The organism is Paenibacillus sp. V4I5, from assembly GCF_030817255.1.
Classification (GTDB): Bacteria; Bacillota; Bacilli; order Paenibacillales; family NBRC-103111; genus Paenibacillus_E.
The window spans coordinates 1,466,076-1,486,094 of record NZ_JAUSZB010000002.1 but is presented as its reverse complement, the minus strand read 5'-3'; the positions used below and the strand labels follow the sequence as shown (position 1 = coordinate 1,486,094).

The following is a 20,019-nucleotide window of genomic DNA, read 5'->3' as shown; positions in this document are numbered from 1 at the left end:
GCGATGAGTTGATATAAATGGTTTGGAGTGGTGTTATGGATTGGATATCGCATGTACTAACTGTCGTCTTTGTGATTAATATTTTACTAGCCATAACGGTTGTGTTCTTAGAACGTCGAAACGTGGCGGCAACATGGTCATGGCTCATGGTGCTTTTATTCATTCCGATTCTCGGTTTCCTGCTCTATGTGATGCTTGGACAAAATTTGAGCCGCAGAAAGCTGTATAAATGGAACCGCCGTATGCTGGAAAGAGTGCAAACCGTCATTTCAGAGCAGCGGGAACAGCTAATTGACGGGACGCTGCCTTATATTGATCCGATGGTAAGTCAATATCGAGATTTGATTTATCTGAATGTCGCAACGAATGATGCGTTCCTCACGCAAGATAATGGTGTACATATTTTCACAGACGGTGTGGCTAAATTTAGTGATTTACTGAAGAAAATTGAAGCCGCTGAGTCCCATATACATATGCAGTATTATATCGTTAAGAATGATTCGTTGGGTCACAAGGTCATGGAAGCTCTGACGAGGAAAGCGGAGCAGGGTGTCCAAGTGAAATTCTTATATGACGATATTGGCTCAAGGTCACTGAAAGAGTCCTTTTTTCGAGATTTCCTAAAGGCAGGCGGACAAAAAGCCGCATTTTTCCCATCGCGCATTCCGTTTCTGAACTATCGGGTAAATTATCGCAATCATCGTAAACTAGTTATTATTGATGGCCTGATTGGGTACATGGGTGGATTCAATGTCGGTAATGAATATCTGGGTTTAGATCCGCGATTTGGTTACTGGCGAGATACGCACCTTCGTTTGACCGGGAGCGTTGTTCGTGCTTTGCAGTCGAGATTTATTCTGGACTGGAACTTAGCATCTGTGCAGCAGATGGAAGTTGAGGCGGAGTATTTTCCTGAAAATATGGAAGCCAATAGCCTGGAAAACGTACCCATGCAAATTGTGGCAAGTGGACCCAATGAAGCCTGGCCGCATTTCGTGTATACATTCCTAAAAATGATTCACATGGCGAAGAGTAGAATCCTCCTACAGACTCCATATTTTATCCCTGAAGAAAGCATGTTGAATGCGCTGCGTATTGCTGCTCTATCGGGCATTGACGTTAGAATCATGATCCCTGAGAAAGCAGATCATTTGTTTGTTCATTGGGCTTCCTTGTATTATGTAGGAGAATTGCTGCGAGCAGGCGTGAAGTGCTACTTATATGATCAAGGCTTTCTTCATGCGAAAACGATCGTCGTCGATGGGCAGGTTGCCTCAGTTGGGACGGCCAACTTCGATATTCGCAGCCTTCGGCTTAATTTCGAAACGAACGCCTTGATGTATCATGCAGAGACGGCGAAGAAGCTGGAAAACACGTTCTGGAAGGATATGGAGGGCTGTATGGAGTTGACGTTGGAGGAATATGATAAGCGTTCCTTACGGATTCGCTTTCTGGAGTCCATCTCGAAATTGGTTTCTCCCATATTGTAAACGAAGGTGTAGTCTAAGTAAAAAAAAGGCTATCCAATCCTTTCTTGAGAAAGAAAGATTGAATATCCTTTTTGTATTGTGAAATGATTAATTAATAAACCGATTCACCATTGTCATAGTTAAACTGCCATTGAATTCCGAATTTGTCTTCTAGGCTGCCGTAGCATTTGCTCCAGAAAGTTTCTTGCAGCTCCATACCCACTTTGCCGCCTTCTTTCAACTTATGAAAGGCTGACTTCACTTCATCAATATCCTTGCTAACTAAGGAAAGGCTAATGTTGTTTCCAGCAACGAAAGGCATTCCTGGGAAAACATCGGAGAACATAACTGTACTTCCAGAAATGCTAAGGCGTGCATGCATAACTAAATTTTTGGCTTCCTCGGGAAGAGGAAAGGATGGGTCTGGTGGTGTATCTCCAAAGGTCATGATTTGTGGCTTGTCTAGTCCAAAAACTTCTGCGTAATACTCAATGACTTCACGAGTGTTTCCGTTAAAATTAAGATATACATCAATAGCCATTAATTTCACTCCTTAATTTTAATTGTCTATCATTTCCATATTGTATCATTTAACTGTTCTAAAACCAATATACCTGCGGATGAACAAATACAAAAATTGTATGAATTTCGGAGATCAAATGAATGATCTTCGACTGCAAAAACAAGCATCAAAATAATTGGATGGAGGCTGTCGAGGAAACGAATCAGTAGCTGTATTTTAACGGGGGGAAATGATGAGGAAAATATTAATAAGGACGTGGAGTCGAGGGATTCCCACGTCTTTTTTTTGAATTTGTGCGGGTTGGAAAAAAGCGGTCGCGTGTGCACTGAAATAAACCTACTCCAATTGAATCGGTGTATGGTAAAATAATCCCAATCCAACTAACTTGATCGGGTTAATCTGTGTCTGGTTGATATGTTTTAAGGAGGGGGTTCGGTATCATGCGTGGAAGTATACTTTGGGGGATTTTCGGGAAAATCCGATCCTTTTTTACCGGAATCCGTATCATGCTTCTCTTCAGTTATTTCGTCATTATTCTTATTTGCATTGTATCGGTAGGGGCTATTTCCTTCTATATTTCTTATCGCTCAGTATCGGAGCGGGTAGAGTCGTCAAGTTTACAAATTGTCCGGCAAATTGAAAAAAATATGGATAATGATTTTCAAAACAAGCGAAATCTACTCCTGGCCCCTTATTACAGTCAGGAATATATAGATGGGATTAATGTGTATGCGACGATGGATGAGCAGGCTCAATTCCTATTCAGGCAAAAGCTTGAAAACTTATTTCTGAAAATCTTCAACATTACACCAATCAGGGATTTTATCCGGTTTCAAATTTATTACAGTAACGGAGAAATGCTGAATGCATCGGATAATCAGAAGTCTTGGACAGCCGATGATGTGCAGCAATCCGATTGGTTCCGCCAGACGGTAGTCAATGATGGTCGTGTGCATTTTACCGGTCCGACGAAGGAAATGATTTCTGGAAGCGAGGAGACCGCTTATTCATCGTCCATATTAATTCGAGATTTTGCTAATCCCGACTATTTTATTGTTGTACGCGCGGAATACAATGCTGAATTGTTTCACCCTTATTGGTCAGAACGATAATCTTTCCACGAACAGCAAATTGATCATTTTAGATCAAAATAATCAACAAGTATACGCCTCCTTTGAGCAGTCTGAGCCTGTTTTCCGTAAAGAAATGCTATCACGTATCTCAAACGGCAGCGGAAAGTTCTGGTATGGCGGTGAGCAGGACAACCTGCTTGTTACATATACACAGTCGGATTATTCCAATTGGAAAGTCGTTCTTGCTATGCCTAAAAATGAAATATTTGGCTCTCTGGATCGAATCAAAACGGCAACACTTCTTACAGCACTGATAGCCTTTTTAGTTACAATTTTTATTTCCTTTTTGTTCGGGCAAAGAATTACCAATCCGATTCTGGACTTATATAAAACGATCAATCGAGTGAAAAGAGGCGACTTCTCGGTTCGAGTCCAAGTTGCGAGAAGCGATGAAATCGGAAGAATCGCGATGAACTTTAACGACATGCAAGTTGAACTTCAAAACTTAATAGAATCCAAATATATTTACCAAATCAAGCTTCAGCAAGTCGAGCTTGCTATGCTCTATTCACAAATTAATCCGCATTTTCTATACAATACGCTAGATAGCATTAAGGCGATGGCGGATTATTACGATGTTGATAAAATCGGAGATATGGCTCAGTCGCTAGCGGATATGTTCCGGTACAATATCAAAAATAAGGATGAAATGGTTACCCTTCGTGAAGAGTTGGAACAAATTGATTCTTATATGAACATTCAGGGAATCCGTTTCGAAGATAAAATTACGTATATTCAGGAAATTGAGGACGATTTGCTCGATTATCCGCTGTTGAAAATGACACTTCAGCCCATTGTGGAGAATGCCGTGTTCCATGGGGTGGAACCGAAGATGGGGAAAAGCACGATCCGATTGATGGCACACAAAGAAGGTGAATCTTTGCTCATTACAGTAAGTGATGATGGGGTCGGCATTTCGGCAGAGAGACTGAAGGCGTTGAGAAACGAGCTGAGAAAGCAGCTTTTGTCAGAAGATATCCCTGTTTCTGCTGCGGGCGGGGGCATTGGCATTCGCAATGTGTACGCCAGGTATGCAATCCGTTTGGGCGAGCAATTCGAATGTGAAATAGAGAGTGAAGCGGGAAAAGGGACCCGTGTAACCCTCATGATTTCGTCATGGAATATGTAAAGGCCGTTTAATCGCCTATCTCTGGGGAAGAAAATGGTAAGAAAATTAAACATTATTAGTCGAAATTGTGGATAGAGTCATGGAAAACGTTTTCATATAATTAACTTGTAAGCGATTCCTAAAGGGGGGTACTACAAAATGAGAAAAATGAAAACAGTTTTGTCCATGTTAACGGTTTGTCTGGCAGCTAGTTCATTTACGGGATGCAGTAGTAACAGTGGCACTATAGGAACGCCAGACGCAGGCAAATCGGCGGTAGCGACGAACCCGCCAACCAGATCAGCAGCTCCGACGAAAGATCCTGTTACCGTTACATTTGTAATTCCCAATACAGTGGACGCTGTTCCATTTAACAAAATATTCGAAGCTTATCAAAAGCAAACCGGCAATAAGGTCGAATTGCAAGCGTTACCCGGCGGTGACTTTGATAATATGATGAAAACCCGGTTTTCAACAGGCGATTTCCCTGATTTATTTTTGATGCAGCCAGGTACGAAGCAAAACGTCAAATTAAGAGCCGAGGAAACTCTCCATGAATGGAGCGCTGATACGGCTGTATGGGATCGTATCATACCATCGATGAAAGAATTCCAAACAACGCCGGACAAAAAGATATATGGAGTTCCATTCGGAGCTACAGGGATGATGGGTGTTTATTATAACAAAGATGTTTTTGGTAAGGTTGGCGTTCAGCCGCCTAAAAACTACGCAGATTTAATTGAGACAGCCAAGAAGATAAAAGCTTCAGGCGTGACACCATTCTATGAAGGAGTGAAGGATGGGTGGCCGGCGCAAATCTTTTATTTGACAGGTTGGGTATCGGGCGTAGATCCGGCAATTGGCGATGAAGGCGTTCAGAAATTGGAGAAAAATCAACTCGGTCTTGCGGATATTCCACAAGTGAAAGATTTATTTGCGAAGCAGAAAGAACTGAAAGATCTCGGCTTATATCAAGATAATTTAATGGCGGGAACGTATGACGAAATGCAAAGCAAGATGGGTGATGGTAAAGTAGCCATGGTGTTTATGCTCGATGGCATTATTCCACAACTGGAGAAAAAATTCAGCAAAGATTTTGTGAAAGATCACATTGGTTTCTTCCCATTCCCTGCGGCGAATGATGCGGGTACAGCGTTGATTACGCCTCCGAACCAATTAATGGTGCCTGAAAAAGCGAAACATTCGAAAGAAGCTATCGATTTGATCAAGTTCATGGTTACTCCGGATATGGTCAATCTATACTATCAAACAGCACCTGGCATTCCGATCTTTAAAGATGCTAAAAGTGAATTGTATCCAGTACAACAAACGGTAAAAGGCTTGATCGATACGGGCAAAGCAAAAATCAACGTCCAAAACCGACTAACGCCAACATTTGCTGATTTCCAAAAAACGCTGCAAAACTTCTTCATCAATGGCAATGTAGATGCGGCAGTGAAGGAATTCGATGCCAACTATAAAAAAGATGGTAAGTCCAAACGTTTAGCAGGATTCGAATAACGCCAACTTGAAGGAGGGGGAGGCATTGGGGAAAAGCAAGTATCCACTCTATTTTTCATTTCCAGCGCTGGCTGTTTTTCTGGTGTTTTTTATAACTCCAACCCTCATCGGGTTTTATTACAGCTTCACCGATTGGAATATCAATGCCAAAGATATTCGGTTCATAGGCTTCCAAAACTATGCGGCGATCTTTCAAGAGCCGAGACTACTAACTGCCTTGTTCAATACGTTAATCTTTGCGGCTGCTGTAACGGTGCTGCAAAACGTATGCGGTCTTGGCTTGGCGCTCATTCTCAATGAAGCTCTTGTGCTGCGCAATGTGCTCCGGATGATATTTTTCCTTCCTTATGTGATCGCTCCGATCGTCATTGGCTATATTTTCCGTGCTATTTATCATCCTGAGCATGGGATTGTGAATCAGATTCTGGAGCAAGTGGGGCTTGCCGCACTTGCGCATGACTGGCTGAACGATCCGAAGTATGCGCTGTTTTCCATTATTGTGACGGACATATGGCGCGTAGCTGGATTTTCAATGGTCGTTTATTTAGCGGGACTTCAGTTCATTCCGAAAGATTTGACGGAAAGCGCTTCAATGGATGGTGCGCAATACTGGAGCCGGTTCCGACATATTGTTTTCCCGCTGCTGGCACCGGCTTTTACCGTAAATGTATTACTTTCCATGATTGGTTCTATGAAAGTGTTTGAAATGGTTATGGTACTAACTGAAGGTGGACCGGGATATACGACAGAAGTGTTTTACACTTATATTCGCAGTATGTTCAGTTCAGGAGAGTTCGGTTATGCGACAACGGTTAACGTCGTGTTGTTCATCTTAGTTACTTGCATCGGTGTGCCAGTGTTGATGAAGATGAAGAAACGGGAGGTGGAGATGTGACACAACGGCGGAACATGCTTATTGTGCTCGAATTGGTGGCTATTTGTTTGGCACTGATGATCCTCATCCCCTTTCTGATGATTCTCGTCAACTCGTTCAAAGATATCCGCGAATCTGCGCTGTTCGGCTTGTCCCTCCCCACAGAGTGGCAGTTCAGCAATTATAAGGATATCTTTGCCCAGGCACATATTGTGCGCGGGTTCATGAACAGCTTCCTGATTTCGGGCTGCGTGGTGCTTAGCGTCAATGTGTTTGCATCTATGGCTGCTTTCATTATTCAACGAAGAGACGACCGCTTTTTGCGTACGGCGTACTATTTATTCATTATGGGCCTAATCGTGCCTGTTTCCATCGTACCCACCATCAAGCTAATGGGTGATTTACACATTCGAGGAACGTACTTCAGCCTTATCATGTACTATACGGCCGTATTGCTCCCTTTTGCCGTATTCCTGCTGGTGGGATTCATGAAATCCATTCCAAGAGAATTGGATGAAGCGGCGCTTCTGGAAGGCTGCGGTTATTTCCGATTGTATGTTCAAATCATTCTTCCGCTTATTATAACTGTGCTTGTAACGGTCGCAATCGTTGTCATGGTATCAGTTTGGAACGATTTTTTCGGGCCTTTCTATTTGATGACAGACAGCACGAAGTGGACGATTGTGCTCCAAATTTTTAATTTTGTCACGATGTACAGTACGAATTGGGGCGTTGTGTTCGCTTTTATGGTGGTCGTCGTTGCTCCGATATTACTTATTTATTTGTTCCTTCAAAGGTATATTATTGATGGATTAACTGCTGGTTCACTGAAGGGATAACCATTGGTGCAATCAAGCATCGGGAGGGTTTGGTCCATGCGAAAAGTAGTCATTGTCGACGATGAAATATGGATCCGAAGGGGGCTTATTCAATCTATACCTTGGGATCGTTTCGGTTTCAGGCTTGTTGGAGAGGCAGGAGACGGGGAAGAGGCACATAGGATCGCGCTTGCCGAGAAACCGGATCTTCTTTTTCTGGATATGCGGATGCCTGGGCTGGATGGCAAACAACTGCTCGGAATGCTGCGTCGTGATTTACCGGATTTATTGACGATCGTCGTAAGTGGGTATTCCGACTATGAATATATGAAAGAAGCGATCCGACAGAAAGCATTTGATTATTTATTGAAACCAGTTAAAAAAGATGAGCTAGTTTCTGTGCTGGAGAGAGCAGTAGAAAAGATGAAACAGCAGGAAACAAAGAAGAGTACAGGGCAGTTTGACAGTAAGGAAGACTGGCTTCAACGAATTTTGTACCATGCAGTAACAGATGTAGAAGCTCGTGAGAAGGAGGGGGAAATTCCTCTTCCTGAAGGTTGGTCTTGCGGCGAAACCTACGTGATGGTCGGGCAGCGCGATACATTTCGAGATGGATGCGAGTCAAGCAATCTTGTTGGGCAACTGCGGGAACTGTTAACCCGTAACCAACCTTTCTTGTTCGGGGGAGAATGGAACTTCGTCGTAACGACTGCGCCAGATGCAAATCGGGAATTCGTTATCGTTATCGTCGGTGAGCGGCTGCAACAGGAAGAAATAAATAAACTTAGCCAAATCGTCCAAAGGACGCTCAAACAAGAGGAAATAGGCAGCTACAGCTTAGGCATTGGCATAAAGAGGGAGGATGCCCAATATTTACGGCGTGCTTATCTGGAGGGGGGGCAAGCACTGAAAAAGAAAAGACTAGGTGTGTTAGGTACCGTCCTTTGGGCTGATAATGACATGAGTAAGCAACGGGTAAATTATCCTCAGGAGAAGGAAAATGCTTTTCTCCGTTCCCTTCAAATGGGCAACAAGGAAGGGGCTCAGCACGAATCAGACATGCTGTTTGCTGCAATTAGTGAGGACTCAATGACTGTAGATCATTTGCAGAGGAGCGCCTTTTTACTTGTCCACTCTATTGAAAAACAGCTTCGAGGAACAGAAAGTCGGCTAGAGGAAGTATGCGGTAAAAATCCGCAAATGTATACAGAGATGATCCAGCATCGGAACGATGCGGCAGCCGTAAAACGGATTTTCGACGAAGAGATTATTCCATCTGTGCTTGCGTACTACAAACGTTCGCGTGAAAAGCAAGGCAAAAAGATTGTCCGTCTCATTCAGAATATGATAGAAAATAACTATGATCAGCCGCTTTCCCTTCAACAGATTGCTGAAAGTCATTACATGAACACGGATTATGTAAGCCGTTTATTTAAAAAGTCGACAGGTCACAATTTTGTAGATTATATGACTAATTTCCGAATTAATAAATCGAAAGAACTAATGAAATTGTCCGCTTATAAAAATTACGAGATTGCGCAAATGGTTGGCTACGAGGACTATCGATATTTTAGTCAAATCTTTAAGAAAAAAACAGGCATGACCATTGGTGAATACCGGGTTGCCGCCGAAACTGTCAATCATTGAAGACTAAGGAGTGAATGTGAAATGGAAAGACGACTTATTCCCGATACACTGATGCTAGAAGAACGAGCAGGTCATGCTATTAATGCTATGGTGGGGATGGCGGACAAGGATCACAATTATATTCCGTTTTTTAATGCGGATCTGTTGCACAAGCCGGCCTTTATGACACATGGTGATTGGGATTACGGCTCTTCGCATGGCAGAATGATCGATGGCTTAATTCTTGCAAGGCATATGTCAGGGGAAACATTCGGTAAGGATGTAGAGGAGCATTACCGTGCTAACCTACTCTCCTTCTTTAAAGAGGATGGGATGAGCTACCGTCAAATCAATCCCACCCGTAATTGGGAGCCAAACGCTAACCTGATCGATCAACGGGCCGTTATATTATCTTTGACAACATGGTTTATGGAAACAGGCGATCCAAAAGTAAAGGAAGCAGCTGACCGTCATGTGGCAGCGCTAAAAAGAATTGCTATCAAAGAGCGCGATGTGTGGTACTATCCGGCATCCGAATACAAAGAAACGGGTTGGCCTTCCGCTAATGGTGTACAGCTGCGGCTCGCCCCAGATCCGGCTGCGTTCTGCGGCCGATTAGTCATGCCACTCTTGAAATATCACGAACTGACTGGAAATCAGGATGCTTATGATTTGTGTCAGTTTTTCACGGCTCTGATCATAGAGCGCAGCGGCGTTTTTCATCCAGATGGCAGCTTTAACGATTCGTTAGCCTATCGCAGCGGACATTTCCATACGCGTCTAGGTACACTCGATGCAATTGCCCGATTCGGCGCCTTCACAGGCGATGCGGCAATGATCAGCTGGGTGAAGAAGTGCTACGATTGGGCGCTAACTAAGTGTACGTCATTTGGTTGGACGCCAGGGGATTTGCATGAACAAGCTTATGAACATGAAACTTGTTCCCTTGTGGATCTAATTGCAACAGGAATAACCCTGGCTAAGAGCGGTTACGTGGAGTACTGGGGAACGGTTAGAGCGTTTCCTGCGGAACCATTTGACAGAATCACAGCTTCTGGATCTGGATTGGGTTGAACAGACAGATGATAAATCGAATGACATCCCTGCTAACAAATCATTTTACAAAGTTGCTGAGCGCACACGGGGATCTTTTGCCGGCTATTCAGCTCCTAACGATTTCATAAGCGATGTGAATGAAGGCCGGGGACATACGAGCGATTTGCAATTATGTTGTCTCGGTTCAGGCACGCGCGGACTGTTCATGGGCTGGAGCAACAGCATCACCGAGAAAAATGGGGCAATCAGCATCAACTTCCTACTGAACCGAGGCTCCAAATGGCTTGATGTCAGCAGTTATTTGCCACATGAGGGCAAAGTTGTTATTGATGTTCATGTGGATGTGCCACGACTTCAGATTCGGATTCCGGAATGGGCTGGTTTTACGAAAATCCGCTTTACACGCGAGCTTCATGGTCAAGTTACGGAAGGAAGAGGCAGCGAGGAGAGCAGATGGGTCAATAAGCATTTCCTACTGCTTGGTCCAGCAACCGCCGGGGAAAAAATTGCCGTAACTTTCCCGCTCAGCTTCCGCAAAACATTGGAAAACGCCGTAGGCCAGACGTTCGAAGCGGAATGGCGGGGTGATGATGTCGTGAATATTACGCCAAAAGGCGATAAGAAGCCACTTTACAGCGGGCGTAAAGTATACAATGAGGCGCCGATGCGTGAAGGTGATTACCGCAGGCTGGATAAAGAATTTGTGTGGTAGAGGTTTTATATGATGAGGAGGATGAATGATGAAGACTGTTGTTGCTGTCTATACCGGTCAAGGTTTAGCCGATCCGCTCAAAGCGGTGTTTAAGGAACTGCTCCCGGATTGCAGGCTTGTGAATATTATCGATGATAGCCTGATTGGCGATGTGGTGCAAGCTGGGCAAGTTCCGCCGGGAGTGGCACGAAGGTTAATCCAGTATTTTCATCATGGGGAAGAGATAGGTGCCGATGTGATCTTGAATACATGTTCCTCCGTAGGCGAGGTGGTTGATGATGCGCGCCGACTCATCGGTGTGCCCATTGTGAAAATTGATGAATCCATGGCAGCAGCTGCTGTTAGCTATGATCGCATCGCGGTGCTGGCGACGCTTCCATCGACACTTGCGCCTACGATGCGACTTATACAAAAGCAAGCAGAGGCAGCTGGCCGACAGGTGACACTAGTTAACGGACTTGCTGAAGGCGCATTCGATGCGCTTGTTGGTGGTAAACCGGAGGAACACGACCGCATTTTGTTGGAGACGGCAAAGCGGATTGCAGATAAGGCTGACGTTCTTGTACTCGCACAGGGTTCGATGGCACGCATGGAACCGAAACTCAAAGAAACAACCGGCAAGCCGGTGCTTTCTTCTCCGCGAATGGGCGTTGAAGCGGTCAAAGCTTTGTTGGAAAAAGCGGAACAGAAACAAGCATAGCAGAAGGGAGAGGCAGGATGAATCAAGAACGTGTTAGAGCTATCTATCTGGTAGAAACGCCATATTCTTTAGAGCGCGCAGCGGCGACAATTGCTGGGGAGCAATCAACAGGTACCTTTATATCTGTCCCAGGGGAAACGGATGAATTAAAAGAGAAGTTCGGTGCAACCGTCGAACATATTGAACTGCTTGCAGAAGTAGATACACCTTCCTTACCGGGAGCGAAGCCGCCTGCTGGGCATGACGGCAAGTACCGTCAAGGGCGCGTAACGGTCTCATTTCCGCTGCATAATTTTGGCCCTTCGATTCCTAACTTGCTTTCTGCGGTAGCTGGAAATCTGTACGAACTCCAGGAACTCTCGGGACTGCGTCTTTTGGATCTGGATCTGCCGGAATCTTTTGCGACCCGTTATCCCGGACCAAAGTTTGGCATTTCAGGCACAAGAAAGCTGACTGGGGTGTATGATCGACCCATACTAGGCACCATTATTAAGCCCAGTATTGGGTTATCTACGGAACAATTGTCAGAGCTAGTGAAAAAGCTTGCTCTAGCTGGGATGGATTTTATTAAAGATGACGAGTTGAATGCGAATCCGCCGTGTGCTCCCTTGGAGCACAAAGTAAAGGCAGTTATGGAAGCCGTCGAACGAGCTGCGGATGCAACCGGTAAGAAGCTGATGTATGCTTTTAATATTACAGGCGATATTGACGAGCTTCGCCGGAATCATGATCTCGTCGTGAAATCAGGTGGTACATGCGTTATGGTCAGCGTATTGAGTGTAGGATTGAGCGGCCTGGCTTACTTGAACCAGTATAGTGAAGTGCCGATTCATGGTCATCGCAATCAGTGGGGGATGCTGACAAGAAGTCCCCTGCTCGGCATTGAATTTACCGCATATCAGAAGTTATGCCGTTTGGCAGGTGCCGATCATCTTCATGTCAATGGCTTTAACAGCAAGTTCTATGAAAGTAACGAATCTGTCCTTCGTTCCATTCAAGCATGCACATCGCCGTTACTAGGCGGGTATCATTCGATGCCTGTCATTTCGTCCATGCAGTGGGCGGGGACAGCTCCTGTCACCTATGAAGCTACACGTTCCGTTGATGTGATGCACTTGGCTGGTGGCGGCATGTTGGCGCATCCAGACGGTCCAGCAGCAGGATTTGAAAGCATGAAGCTCGGCTGGGAGGCCGCTGTACAAGGGATTTCTCTTGACAGTTACGCTAAGCTGCATCCACCGCTTCAACGTGCAATAGAGAAATACGGGAGAGGTTGAAGCGCCTATGAACGCGATGAAGCTATCCAACGATCATGATCAGGTCAAGCGATTGTTATGTTTTTACGGAGATGATTTTACCGGGTCAACCGATGTACTCGAAGCTTTGTTTCAGGCAGGGCTGAAAACGATCTTGTTTCTGGAGCCACCCACACTAGAGATGCTGCGGGAGCAGTTTCGAAACTTGGATTGTTATGGGGTGGCGGGTGTGGGTCGGTCCTTGTCACCCGAGGATATGGAGAGAGAACTGCGCCCGCTGCTTACGACAATGAAGAAAGCCGGAGCGGCTGTGGTGCATTATAAGATTTGCTCCACGTTTGATTCTTCACCTGAGATAGGCAGCATCGGAAAAGCGATGGAGATAGGTCGGGATTTGTTCGGTGGACGTTATGTACCTTTATTAGTTGGCGTGCCCTATTTACGAAGGTATACACTCTTTGGCAATCATTTTGCGGCAGCGGGAGAACGCATTCACAGGCTCGACCGACATCCCACGATGTCGCAGCATCCCGTGACGCCGATGGTGGAGGCGGATTTACGGGAGCATTTGCAAAAGCAGACGAAAATGCAAACTTCATTGTTTGATATTATAGCGCTTGAAGGATCCGATAAAGAGGTGCACGGGAAAATAGAGCAATTAATTGAAACCGAACAGCCTGAAGTCATCTTATTCGATGTTCTGGATGAGTCTCGACTTGAAAAAGCAGGGCGTTTGATCTGGCAGGAAGCGAATGATGGCGAGGGACTGTTTGTAGTCGGCTCATCTGGTGTTGAATATGCGCTCAATGCTTGCTGGAAAGCAGATGGTATCTTACCACCCACAGAGCGGAAAGTAGTTGCGGTTGAATCTGTCGATCGCCTATTAGTGGTGTCTGGGAGCTGCTCACCGGTAACTGAGAAACAAATTCAGCGTGCTTTGGAGGCAGGATTCATCGGAATTCGGGTTCCAATGAATGAATTGATCCAACCGGAGCTGGCACAGGAAGCGCAGTTACGTTTGCAGCAAGAGGTGCGATCGGCGCTGGAGAACGGTCAAAGTGTGGTGCTGTATACGGCCTCTGGACCACAGGACCAAACGATTGCTCTCATTCGTGAAACGCTTGCTGCACAAGGGCTTAAGACCGAAGACAGCGGACGTTTGTTTGGTCAGGCCCTTGGTAGGCTGACCCGAGAATTAGTGGCAGAGACGGGTCTGTCACGCATTCTTATCGCTGGCGGGGATACATCTGGTTATATAACACGTGAGTTGGGTATCTATGCACTAGCCTGTAAGGCTGCGCTGGAGCCTGGTGGACCTTTATGCCGTGCATATTCAACAGAGCCGCAGTTTGACGGTCTGGAGCTTGTACTGAAAGGCGGACAAGTCGGCGGTGAGAATTTTTTTGATAAGGTAAGAGTTGGCACGACATTGTAAAATAGTACATGGCTATGCGGTATGACGTTCGGGTGGCGAAGGTCGTGGGTATTGCATAAATGCTTAGGAGGTATTCATGGATAAGATTTGGTATCGACAGCCGGCTGCCGAATGGAACGAAGCACTGCCAATTGGGAACGGCAGGCTGGGTGGCATGATTTTTGGCAAGGCTGCCAAGGAAAAGATCCAGCTCAACGAGGATTCGGTCTGGTACGGGGGACCGAAGGAACGCAACAATCCGGATGCCCTTCAGCATCTTCCGCAAATCCGCCAGTGGATAGCGGAAGGGCGAATCCGCGATGCGGAGAAGCTTGCAGTGATGGCATTATCCGGCGTGCCGGAGGGACAGCGCCATTATATGCCGCTCGCCGATATGACGTTGGCGTTTGCAGATCACGAAGGTGAGATCGAAGATTACCGGAGGGAGCTTGACTTAAGTACCGGAATCGCATCCGTAACGTACCGGACGGGCGGCGTTCGTTATATACGCGAGATACTGTCCAGCCACGTCGATCAGGTATTAACGGTTAGGCTGGAGGCAGATATGCCTGGCGCCTTATCGTTGACCGCGCGTCTTATGCGGGGCGAGAAAAACAAGTATGCGGAACAAATAGGCAAGCTGTCCGATCGCAGTATTGCGATTCGCGGCAATTGCGGCGGCGGTGGTTCCGAATTCTGTGCCGTGCTGCATGCGGAGGCTCACGGAGGCGCCGTCAGCGTTATCGGTGAGCATTTGATTGTGGATCGAGTCGACAGCTTGACACTTTACTTAGCGGCAGCCACTACATTCCGCTACGACGAACCGGAGGCTGAATGCCTCAGACGGGTGGAGGAAGCGGTAGCGAAAACGTACTCTCGGTTGAAGGACGACCATCAGGAAGACTTCGGAAGACTGTATGACCGAGTTTCCTTTAAGCTGAATTCCCCTTCAGATGATATCGCAGAGTTACCGACAGACAAGCGGCTTGAGCGGATTCGCGAGGGTGGGGAAGATGCCGGGATTATCCCGCTTTATTTTCAATATGGCCGGTATTTGCTCATATCCAGCAGCCGTCCAGGCTCCTTGCCTGCCAACTTGCAGGGTATTTGGAACGATAAAATTGAGCCGCCGTGGGACAGCAAATATACGATCAATATTAATGCTCAGATGAATTATTGGCCTGCGGAAACATGTAATTTGTCAGAGTGCCACGAGCCGCTGTTCGACCTGATCGAGCGGATGCGCGAGCGCGGACGGAAGACCGCACAAATCATGTACGGCTGCCGAGGGTTTGTTGCGCATCACAATACGGATATTTGGGGCGATACTTCTCCGCAAGACATCTACATTCCGGCAACATACTGGCCGATGGGCGCTGCATGGCTTTGTTTGCACCTGTGGGAGCATTTCGAATTTGGCGGCGATCACGAATTTTTACTGCGCGCTTATGAAACGATGAAAGAATCGGCATTGTTCTTTCTTGACTATTTAATAGAAACACCGGACGGCAAGCTGGTGACCTGCCCGTCCGTATCGCCGGAAAATACCTTTGTACTGCCAAATGGGGAAAGAGGCTGCCTTACAATGGGACCAGCGATGGATAATCAAATCCTGCACGCTTTGTTCACAGGGTGTATTCGGGCGAGCGAATTGTTGGAAGCGGACGAAACGCTGCGAGAAGAGTGGATTCTTGTCCGCAGCAGACTTCCAGAGCCGCAGATCGGCCGTTACGGCCAACTGCAGGAATGGCTTGAGGATTACGAAGAGAAGAAGGCCGGACACCGGCATATTTCCCATCTGTTCGGGCTTCATCCCGGCAACCAAATTACCGTTCGGGAAACACCGCTATTAGCCGAAGCAGCGCGCAAAACGCTTGAACGCAGACTAGCACACGGAGGCGGGCATACGGGTTGGAGCCGAGCGTGGATCATCAATTTCTGGGCTCGTCTGGAAGACGGAGAGGCCGCTTATGAGAACGTCATGGCTCTGCTAAGCAAGTCGACGCTGCCGAACCTGCTTGATAACCACCCTCCGTTTCAAATTGATGGTAACTTCGGGGGGACTGCGGGTATTGCCGAAATGCTGCTGCAAAGCCATACCGGAGAACTTCACTTGCTGCCAGCGCTGCCAATGGCATGGTCGGACGGAGAAGTGAAGGGACTGAGGGCACGAGGGGGTTTTGACGTAGATATCAAATGGAGGAGCGGAAAACTCGAAAAGGCTGAGGTACGATCGCAGCTCGGAGGTATTTGCCGTCTTCGAACGAGTGTCGAAGTTCGGATACTTAGAGCTGACACATTGAAAGATTATTCAATATCGGATCAAGTGTTGGAGTTTAACACAACCCCGGGTATGGTGTATAAGATCGAGTCGGTCTAAATCGTAACCCTATGAAAGTAGAAAAAGAGCTGTCCACCTTGTAGTCCATACAATGGTCGAAAGCTCTTTTTTTGTTTTTTGAAGTTTCCCAAAGCAAAACAACGGTTGAAACTGCCCAATTTGAAGCGAAATCGACCGCACCATTGTACATTCGAGACTTATTGCATGATGAGGGCAGATTTGTGAAATGAGTGAGGCTGTAAGGTTGTATTTCATCGTTCCAGAGGCTAGGGAAAGCGGAAGTGCGTCTATAACGATGTTTTTCAATCTTACAGACGATAAAAGGGCGGATTTGTGCGTTGAGCGAGGCTGTAAGGTTGTATTTCATCGTTCCAGAGGCTAGGGAAAGCGGAAGCGCGTCTATAATAATGTTTTTCAATCTTACAGACGGGAAGAGGGCGGATTTGTGCGTTGAGTGAGGCTCAAAAGGGTATAAAACGTGCTTAACAGCATGGTTGACGTTTGGAAGGAACAATACGAATCAATCCGGGATAACCGGTCTCCCGCCGAGCGTGCAGGAGTTGGTAAGCGGAAATTTTTCCACACGGTAGCCTTCGGGATTTGGAGCGGTGTGCCACGTACAGTTAGATAAGTGTCCGAGCGGCACCCCTCCGTCCGAATAGAGCTCAGGAAACGTTTGTATTCCGGTTGCGTCGATGGTAAAACCATAAATATTGTTATCAACTGTTTGCAAAGAAAACTATCAAAGTCGGAAATAAGGTTTTATATTTCGCTGACAAAATAGTATTGTCCCGAAGAAACGCGAAGAACGGCATACCCGGCTTCATAGCCGATGATTTCGATGCACGGAGCTTCCTCAATCATAGATCCGTTTTCTGTAATCACATCCATAGATAATGCTGGGACGTATACATCTCCCATACAGTTTGTAGGAATAATTACGTTTAACGTCAACTGCGTTTGATTGCTGCGTTTCCATTCGACGCGCATACATCCGACTGGTAACTGGTGTTCAACCTTGATTTCATCCAAACCTTCAGGCATAGCCGGTTTAATCGTGACCTTATAACTTTCAAAGTCTGGGTCATATCGATAATCGATTCCAGCCAAACCTGAGTATAACCATTCCTCCAAATGTCCGAGCATAAAATGGTTTTGTGATTTGCCCACGGTCGGACCGTCCCAGGCTTCCGTCAACGTCGTTGCACCGTGAACGATTTGATAACCGTAGCTAGGATGATCGGTTTTTTGAGTCATTTTGTAAATAATGTCCGAGCGTCCATTCAGCGCGAGTGCAAGCAGTACATAACGATGACCGACATCACCTGCAGTCGTATGATAACCATGCAGTCGAATGTCTTCTATTAAATGGGCAAGTACTGATTCTCTGTACGAATCATCGACTATTCCCAATACAAGCGGCATGGCGTTCGAGGTTTGACTGCCTGTGGCATAACTGGCTGTTTCCCGGTTGAAAAATGTGCCGTTAAACGCCGATTTAATCTTCTCCCGCAAGTTTGCATAGTTGAAGGCGTCCTGGCTGTTGTTTAACAAGCTTGCGATTTGTGCAAACACATCGACGATATGGAAGTACATCGCAGTTTCCGTGTGAGGAACAGGTGTGTTTTGTACGAACCCGGGTCCATTTTCCCCGACATCATACCAATCTCCAAGCCCTTGATTGACGATAAAATGATCGGTGTCTTCGGTCACATAATCGACGTACGCTTTCATCCCCTCGTAATGCTCGGCCAAAATTCGAGTATTGCCGTACATACGAAATAGGTTCCAGCCTGTCAACACATACGCACCGCCCCACGATACAGAATCGCGGAAGCAGCGCCATTTATCGGAGAACACAACATATTCGGGTGCCGTCGTGGGCACCATCCCGCTGGGCAGTTGGGCATCTCTGATGTCTTCCATCGTTTTCATTAACAAGGGTTCAATCTGATAATTGAATGCAACGGATGGGCCCATCAGATGGATTTGTTCCAACCATCCGAGTTTTTCTCGATGCGGACAATCCGTAAACAGGCTTTTCATGTTGCTAAGAATCGCTTGATTAATAATCTCGTGCGTCCGGTTCAGCATAACATCTGAGCTTTCGAACCTTCCTGAAACTCTCGTATCTGGATAGATCATTTGTCCTTCCATGTGGACAAGAACGGGAAAATCCATAGGGGACCTGATCGAATCGGTCGAATCGGCGGGAATCGCGCCTTCGATTTGTACATAACGAAAACCGTAGTAGCTGAATCGAGGCGACCAGATTTCCTCTCCGTCTCCTTTTAGGATGTAAGAAAACCTGTATGGGGAACCGGTCCATTTTTGATTGGCCGTACCTTCATCCTTCAACAATTCCGCAGGGGATAGAGTGACCTTTGAACCTTCGTGGCCAATGACGGATATTTCAACCCATCCCGAGAAGTTTTGCCCAAAATCGGCGACATACACACCAGGTTTCGGCTGCAAAATGCTCACAGGTTTGAATGTCTTCATCACTTTCAAAGGAGAAAGCGCTTGCGATTTCAGCTTTCCAACAGGTGAGGCAACCTCGGCTGCGTATCCCCAGTCTTCGCTTTCCATGAAACCTGGCTGATCCCAACCAGCATGAATAAGGCGTGCGTCAAAATCTTCGCCCCCATATATGCATGAAAAGGTGATGGGGCTGGCAGAGGTCTGCCAGTCTTGATTACTGGCAATCGTGACCGTCGTACCGTCGGTATACGTAATTTCAAGCTGGACCAAACATCTCGGGGTACCGAAGGAACGTTTGAATTTGCTGTAACGGCCACCCGTTACGTTGAAAAATCCGTTCCCGAGCATAACGCCCACCGCGTTGGCACCTTCGTTCATTTCGTCGGTCACATCGTAAACACAGTAGAGACAAGTTTTGTCATAGTTTGTCCACCCGGGTGAAAGCACATCATCGCCGACCTTGTTTCCGTTTAACCGAAGCTCGTATTGACCCAATCCGCATATGTAAGCTCTTGCTCTTTCCACAGATTTATCTAGGTTGAATTCATATCGGAACAAAGGAAGCGAAGTACGTTCCTGCGGCTCTCCGTCAGCTTCTCCAATCCAGCGGGCTGCCCAATCGTTCTCGTTTAAAAGTCCCATTTCCCACCACGATACCGGACTTTCTGTCATCTGATCGTTTTGATCCCAAATCTGAAGCTTCCAATAATAGCGTAAGCGGGACTGAAGCGGAGGGCCTTCAAATAAAACATGCACGTTTTTCCTGCTAAGCATTTTCCCGCTATCCCATATTAAACGTTTCTTACATTCCTCATCGGTCGACACCATGATCCGGTAGGCTGTTTGCATTTGCGCACGATTGAAACTGGATTTGTAGCTCCAGCCGAAAGAGGGGTGTGTGACATCGACTCCAATAGGGCAAATTTTGCTTTCAACAAACATTTCATCCAGTTGCATCGGTTTGAGTCTCCTTTTAAACATCCTCTG

The 20,019-nt window shown here is 46.4% G+C and carries 15 protein-coding genes; 13 read left to right on the top strand and 2 right to left on the bottom strand.

All coding sequences use genetic code 11. The annotated features are described in order from the left end of the window. Nucleotides 1–35: 35 nt before the first annotated feature. Nucleotides 36–1,490, top strand: a complete 1,455-nt coding sequence (gene cls, locus QFZ78_RS08770) for a cardiolipin synthase (protein ID WP_307546757.1) — start codon at nucleotides 36–38, stop codon at nucleotides 1,488–1,490. A gap of 91 nt (nucleotides 1,491–1,581) precedes the next feature. Here the strand turns inward: cls and QFZ78_RS08765 are convergent, their stop codons facing one another. Then, nucleotides 1,582–2,010 carry a VOC family protein gene (locus QFZ78_RS08765; protein WP_307441916.1) on the bottom strand — a complete coding sequence of 143 codons (429 nt, stop codon included), beginning with the start codon at nucleotides 2,008–2,010 and terminating at the stop codon, nucleotides 1,582–1,584. 422 nt (nucleotides 2,011–2,432) lie between these two features. Between QFZ78_RS08765 and QFZ78_RS08760 the strand changes: the two genes are divergently transcribed. The 12 genes from QFZ78_RS08760 (at nucleotide 2,433) to QFZ78_RS08705 (ending at nucleotide 16,590) form a co-directional block, all read left to right on the top strand. Continuing rightward, the gene (locus QFZ78_RS08760; RefSeq protein ID WP_307546755.1) at nucleotides 2,433–3,104 is read left to right on the top strand and encodes a hypothetical protein; all 672 of its coding nucleotides are present in this window, start codon (nucleotides 2,433–2,435) and stop codon (nucleotides 3,102–3,104) included. Then, on the top strand, nucleotides 3,067–4,254 hold the full coding sequence (locus QFZ78_RS08755; protein ID WP_307546753.1) for a sensor histidine kinase: 1,188 nt from the start codon (nucleotides 3,067–3,069) through the stop codon (nucleotides 4,252–4,254). The genes QFZ78_RS08760 and QFZ78_RS08755 overlap by 38 nt, the downstream gene beginning before the upstream one ends. 138 nt (nucleotides 4,255–4,392) lie before the next feature. Beyond that, complete coding sequence (locus QFZ78_RS08750; RefSeq protein WP_307546752.1) at nucleotides 4,393–5,754, top strand: ABC transporter substrate-binding protein; 1,362 nt, start codon at nucleotides 4,393–4,395, stop codon at nucleotides 5,752–5,754. Nucleotides 5,755–5,779: 25 nt separating this feature from the next. Further along, nucleotides 5,780–6,649: a carbohydrate ABC transporter permease gene (locus QFZ78_RS08745; RefSeq protein ID WP_307546751.1), complete on the top strand. Its 870-nt coding sequence runs from the start codon at nucleotides 5,780–5,782 to the stop codon at nucleotides 6,647–6,649. Continuing rightward, nucleotides 6,646–7,467 (top strand): carbohydrate ABC transporter permease, encoded by an 822-nt coding sequence (locus QFZ78_RS08740; protein ID WP_307546750.1) that lies wholly within the window; start codon nucleotides 6,646–6,648, stop codon nucleotides 7,465–7,467. The genes QFZ78_RS08745 and QFZ78_RS08740 overlap by 4 nt, the downstream gene beginning before the upstream one ends. A gap of 36 nt (nucleotides 7,468–7,503) precedes the next feature. Next, nucleotides 7,504–9,093 (top strand): response regulator, encoded by a 1,590-nt coding sequence (locus QFZ78_RS08735; RefSeq protein ID WP_307546749.1) that lies wholly within the window; start codon nucleotides 7,504–7,506, stop codon nucleotides 9,091–9,093. 21 nt (nucleotides 9,094–9,114) lie between these two features. Next, nucleotides 9,115–10,146 carry a hypothetical protein gene (locus tag QFZ78_RS08730; protein WP_307546748.1) on the top strand — a complete coding sequence of 344 codons (1,032 nt, stop codon included), beginning with the start codon at nucleotides 9,115–9,117 and terminating at the stop codon, nucleotides 10,144–10,146. Continuing rightward, nucleotides 10,109–10,840 (top strand): hypothetical protein, encoded by a 732-nt coding sequence (locus QFZ78_RS08725; protein WP_307546747.1) that lies wholly within the window; start codon nucleotides 10,109–10,111, stop codon nucleotides 10,838–10,840. The genes QFZ78_RS08730 and QFZ78_RS08725 overlap by 38 nt, the downstream gene beginning before the upstream one ends. Nucleotides 10,841–10,865: 25 nt before the next feature. Beyond that, nucleotides 10,866–11,540 carry an aspartate/glutamate racemase family protein gene (locus tag QFZ78_RS08720; RefSeq protein ID WP_307546746.1) on the top strand — a complete coding sequence of 225 codons (675 nt, stop codon included), beginning with the start codon at nucleotides 10,866–10,868 and terminating at the stop codon, nucleotides 11,538–11,540. Nucleotides 11,541–11,557: 17 nt separating this feature from the next. Further along, nucleotides 11,558–12,817: a ribulose-bisphosphate carboxylase large subunit family protein gene (locus QFZ78_RS08715; protein ID WP_307546745.1), complete on the top strand. Its 1,260-nt coding sequence runs from the start codon at nucleotides 11,558–11,560 to the stop codon at nucleotides 12,815–12,817. Between the two features lie 7 nt (nucleotides 12,818–12,824). Continuing rightward, a complete protein-coding gene (locus QFZ78_RS08710; RefSeq protein ID WP_307546744.1) occupies nucleotides 12,825–14,231 on the top strand; it encodes a four-carbon acid sugar kinase family protein in 1,407 nt (468 codons plus the stop codon). A gap of 76 nt (nucleotides 14,232–14,307) precedes the next feature. Further along, nucleotides 14,308–16,590, top strand: a complete 2,283-nt coding sequence (locus tag QFZ78_RS08705; protein ID WP_307546742.1) for a glycoside hydrolase family 95 protein — start codon at nucleotides 14,308–14,310, stop codon at nucleotides 16,588–16,590. Nucleotides 16,591–17,313: 723 nt separating this feature from the next. On the opposite strand, the gene QFZ78_RS08700 is transcribed toward QFZ78_RS08705, so the two are convergent. Next, nucleotides 17,314–19,989, bottom strand: coding sequence for an alpha-L-rhamnosidase (locus QFZ78_RS08700; protein WP_307546740.1), 2,676 nt, complete (start codon nucleotides 19,987–19,989; stop codon nucleotides 17,314–17,316). Between the last annotated feature and the right edge of the window lie 30 nt (nucleotides 19,990–20,019).

What these genes read in the sequence shown, in the direction of transcription:
- cls (WP_307546757.1), top strand. Translation starts at nt 36, where the DNA reads ATGGATTGGATATCGCATGTACTAACTGTCGTCTTTGTGATTAATATT.
- QFZ78_RS08765 (WP_307441916.1), bottom strand. Translation starts at nt 2,010, where the DNA reads ATGGCTATTGATGTATATCTTAATTTTAACGGAAACACTCGTGAAGTC.
- QFZ78_RS08760 (WP_307546755.1), top strand. Translation starts at nt 2,433, where the DNA reads ATGCGTGGAAGTATACTTTGGGGGATTTTCGGGAAAATCCGATCCTTT.
- QFZ78_RS08755 (WP_307546753.1), top strand. Translation starts at nt 3,067, where the DNA reads ATGCTGAATTGTTTCACCCTTATTGGTCAGAACGATAATCTTTCCACG.
- QFZ78_RS08750 (WP_307546752.1), top strand. Translation starts at nt 4,393, where the DNA reads ATGAGAAAAATGAAAACAGTTTTGTCCATGTTAACGGTTTGTCTGGCA.
- QFZ78_RS08735 (WP_307546749.1), top strand. Translation starts at nt 7,504, where the DNA reads ATGCGAAAAGTAGTCATTGTCGACGATGAAATATGGATCCGAAGGGGG.
- QFZ78_RS08730 (WP_307546748.1), top strand. Translation starts at nt 9,115, where the DNA reads ATGGAAAGACGACTTATTCCCGATACACTGATGCTAGAAGAACGAGCA.
- QFZ78_RS08720 (WP_307546746.1), top strand. Translation starts at nt 10,866, where the DNA reads ATGATGAAGACTGTTGTTGCTGTCTATACCGGTCAAGGTTTAGCCGAT.
- QFZ78_RS08715 (WP_307546745.1), top strand. Translation starts at nt 11,558, where the DNA reads ATGAATCAAGAACGTGTTAGAGCTATCTATCTGGTAGAAACGCCATAT.
- QFZ78_RS08710 (WP_307546744.1), top strand. Translation starts at nt 12,825, where the DNA reads ATGAACGCGATGAAGCTATCCAACGATCATGATCAGGTCAAGCGATTG.
- QFZ78_RS08705 (WP_307546742.1), top strand. Translation starts at nt 14,308, where the DNA reads ATGGATAAGATTTGGTATCGACAGCCGGCTGCCGAATGGAACGAAGCA.
- QFZ78_RS08700 (WP_307546740.1), bottom strand. Translation starts at nt 19,989, where the DNA reads ATGCAACTGGATGAAATGTTTGTTGAAAGCAAAATTTGCCCTATTGGA.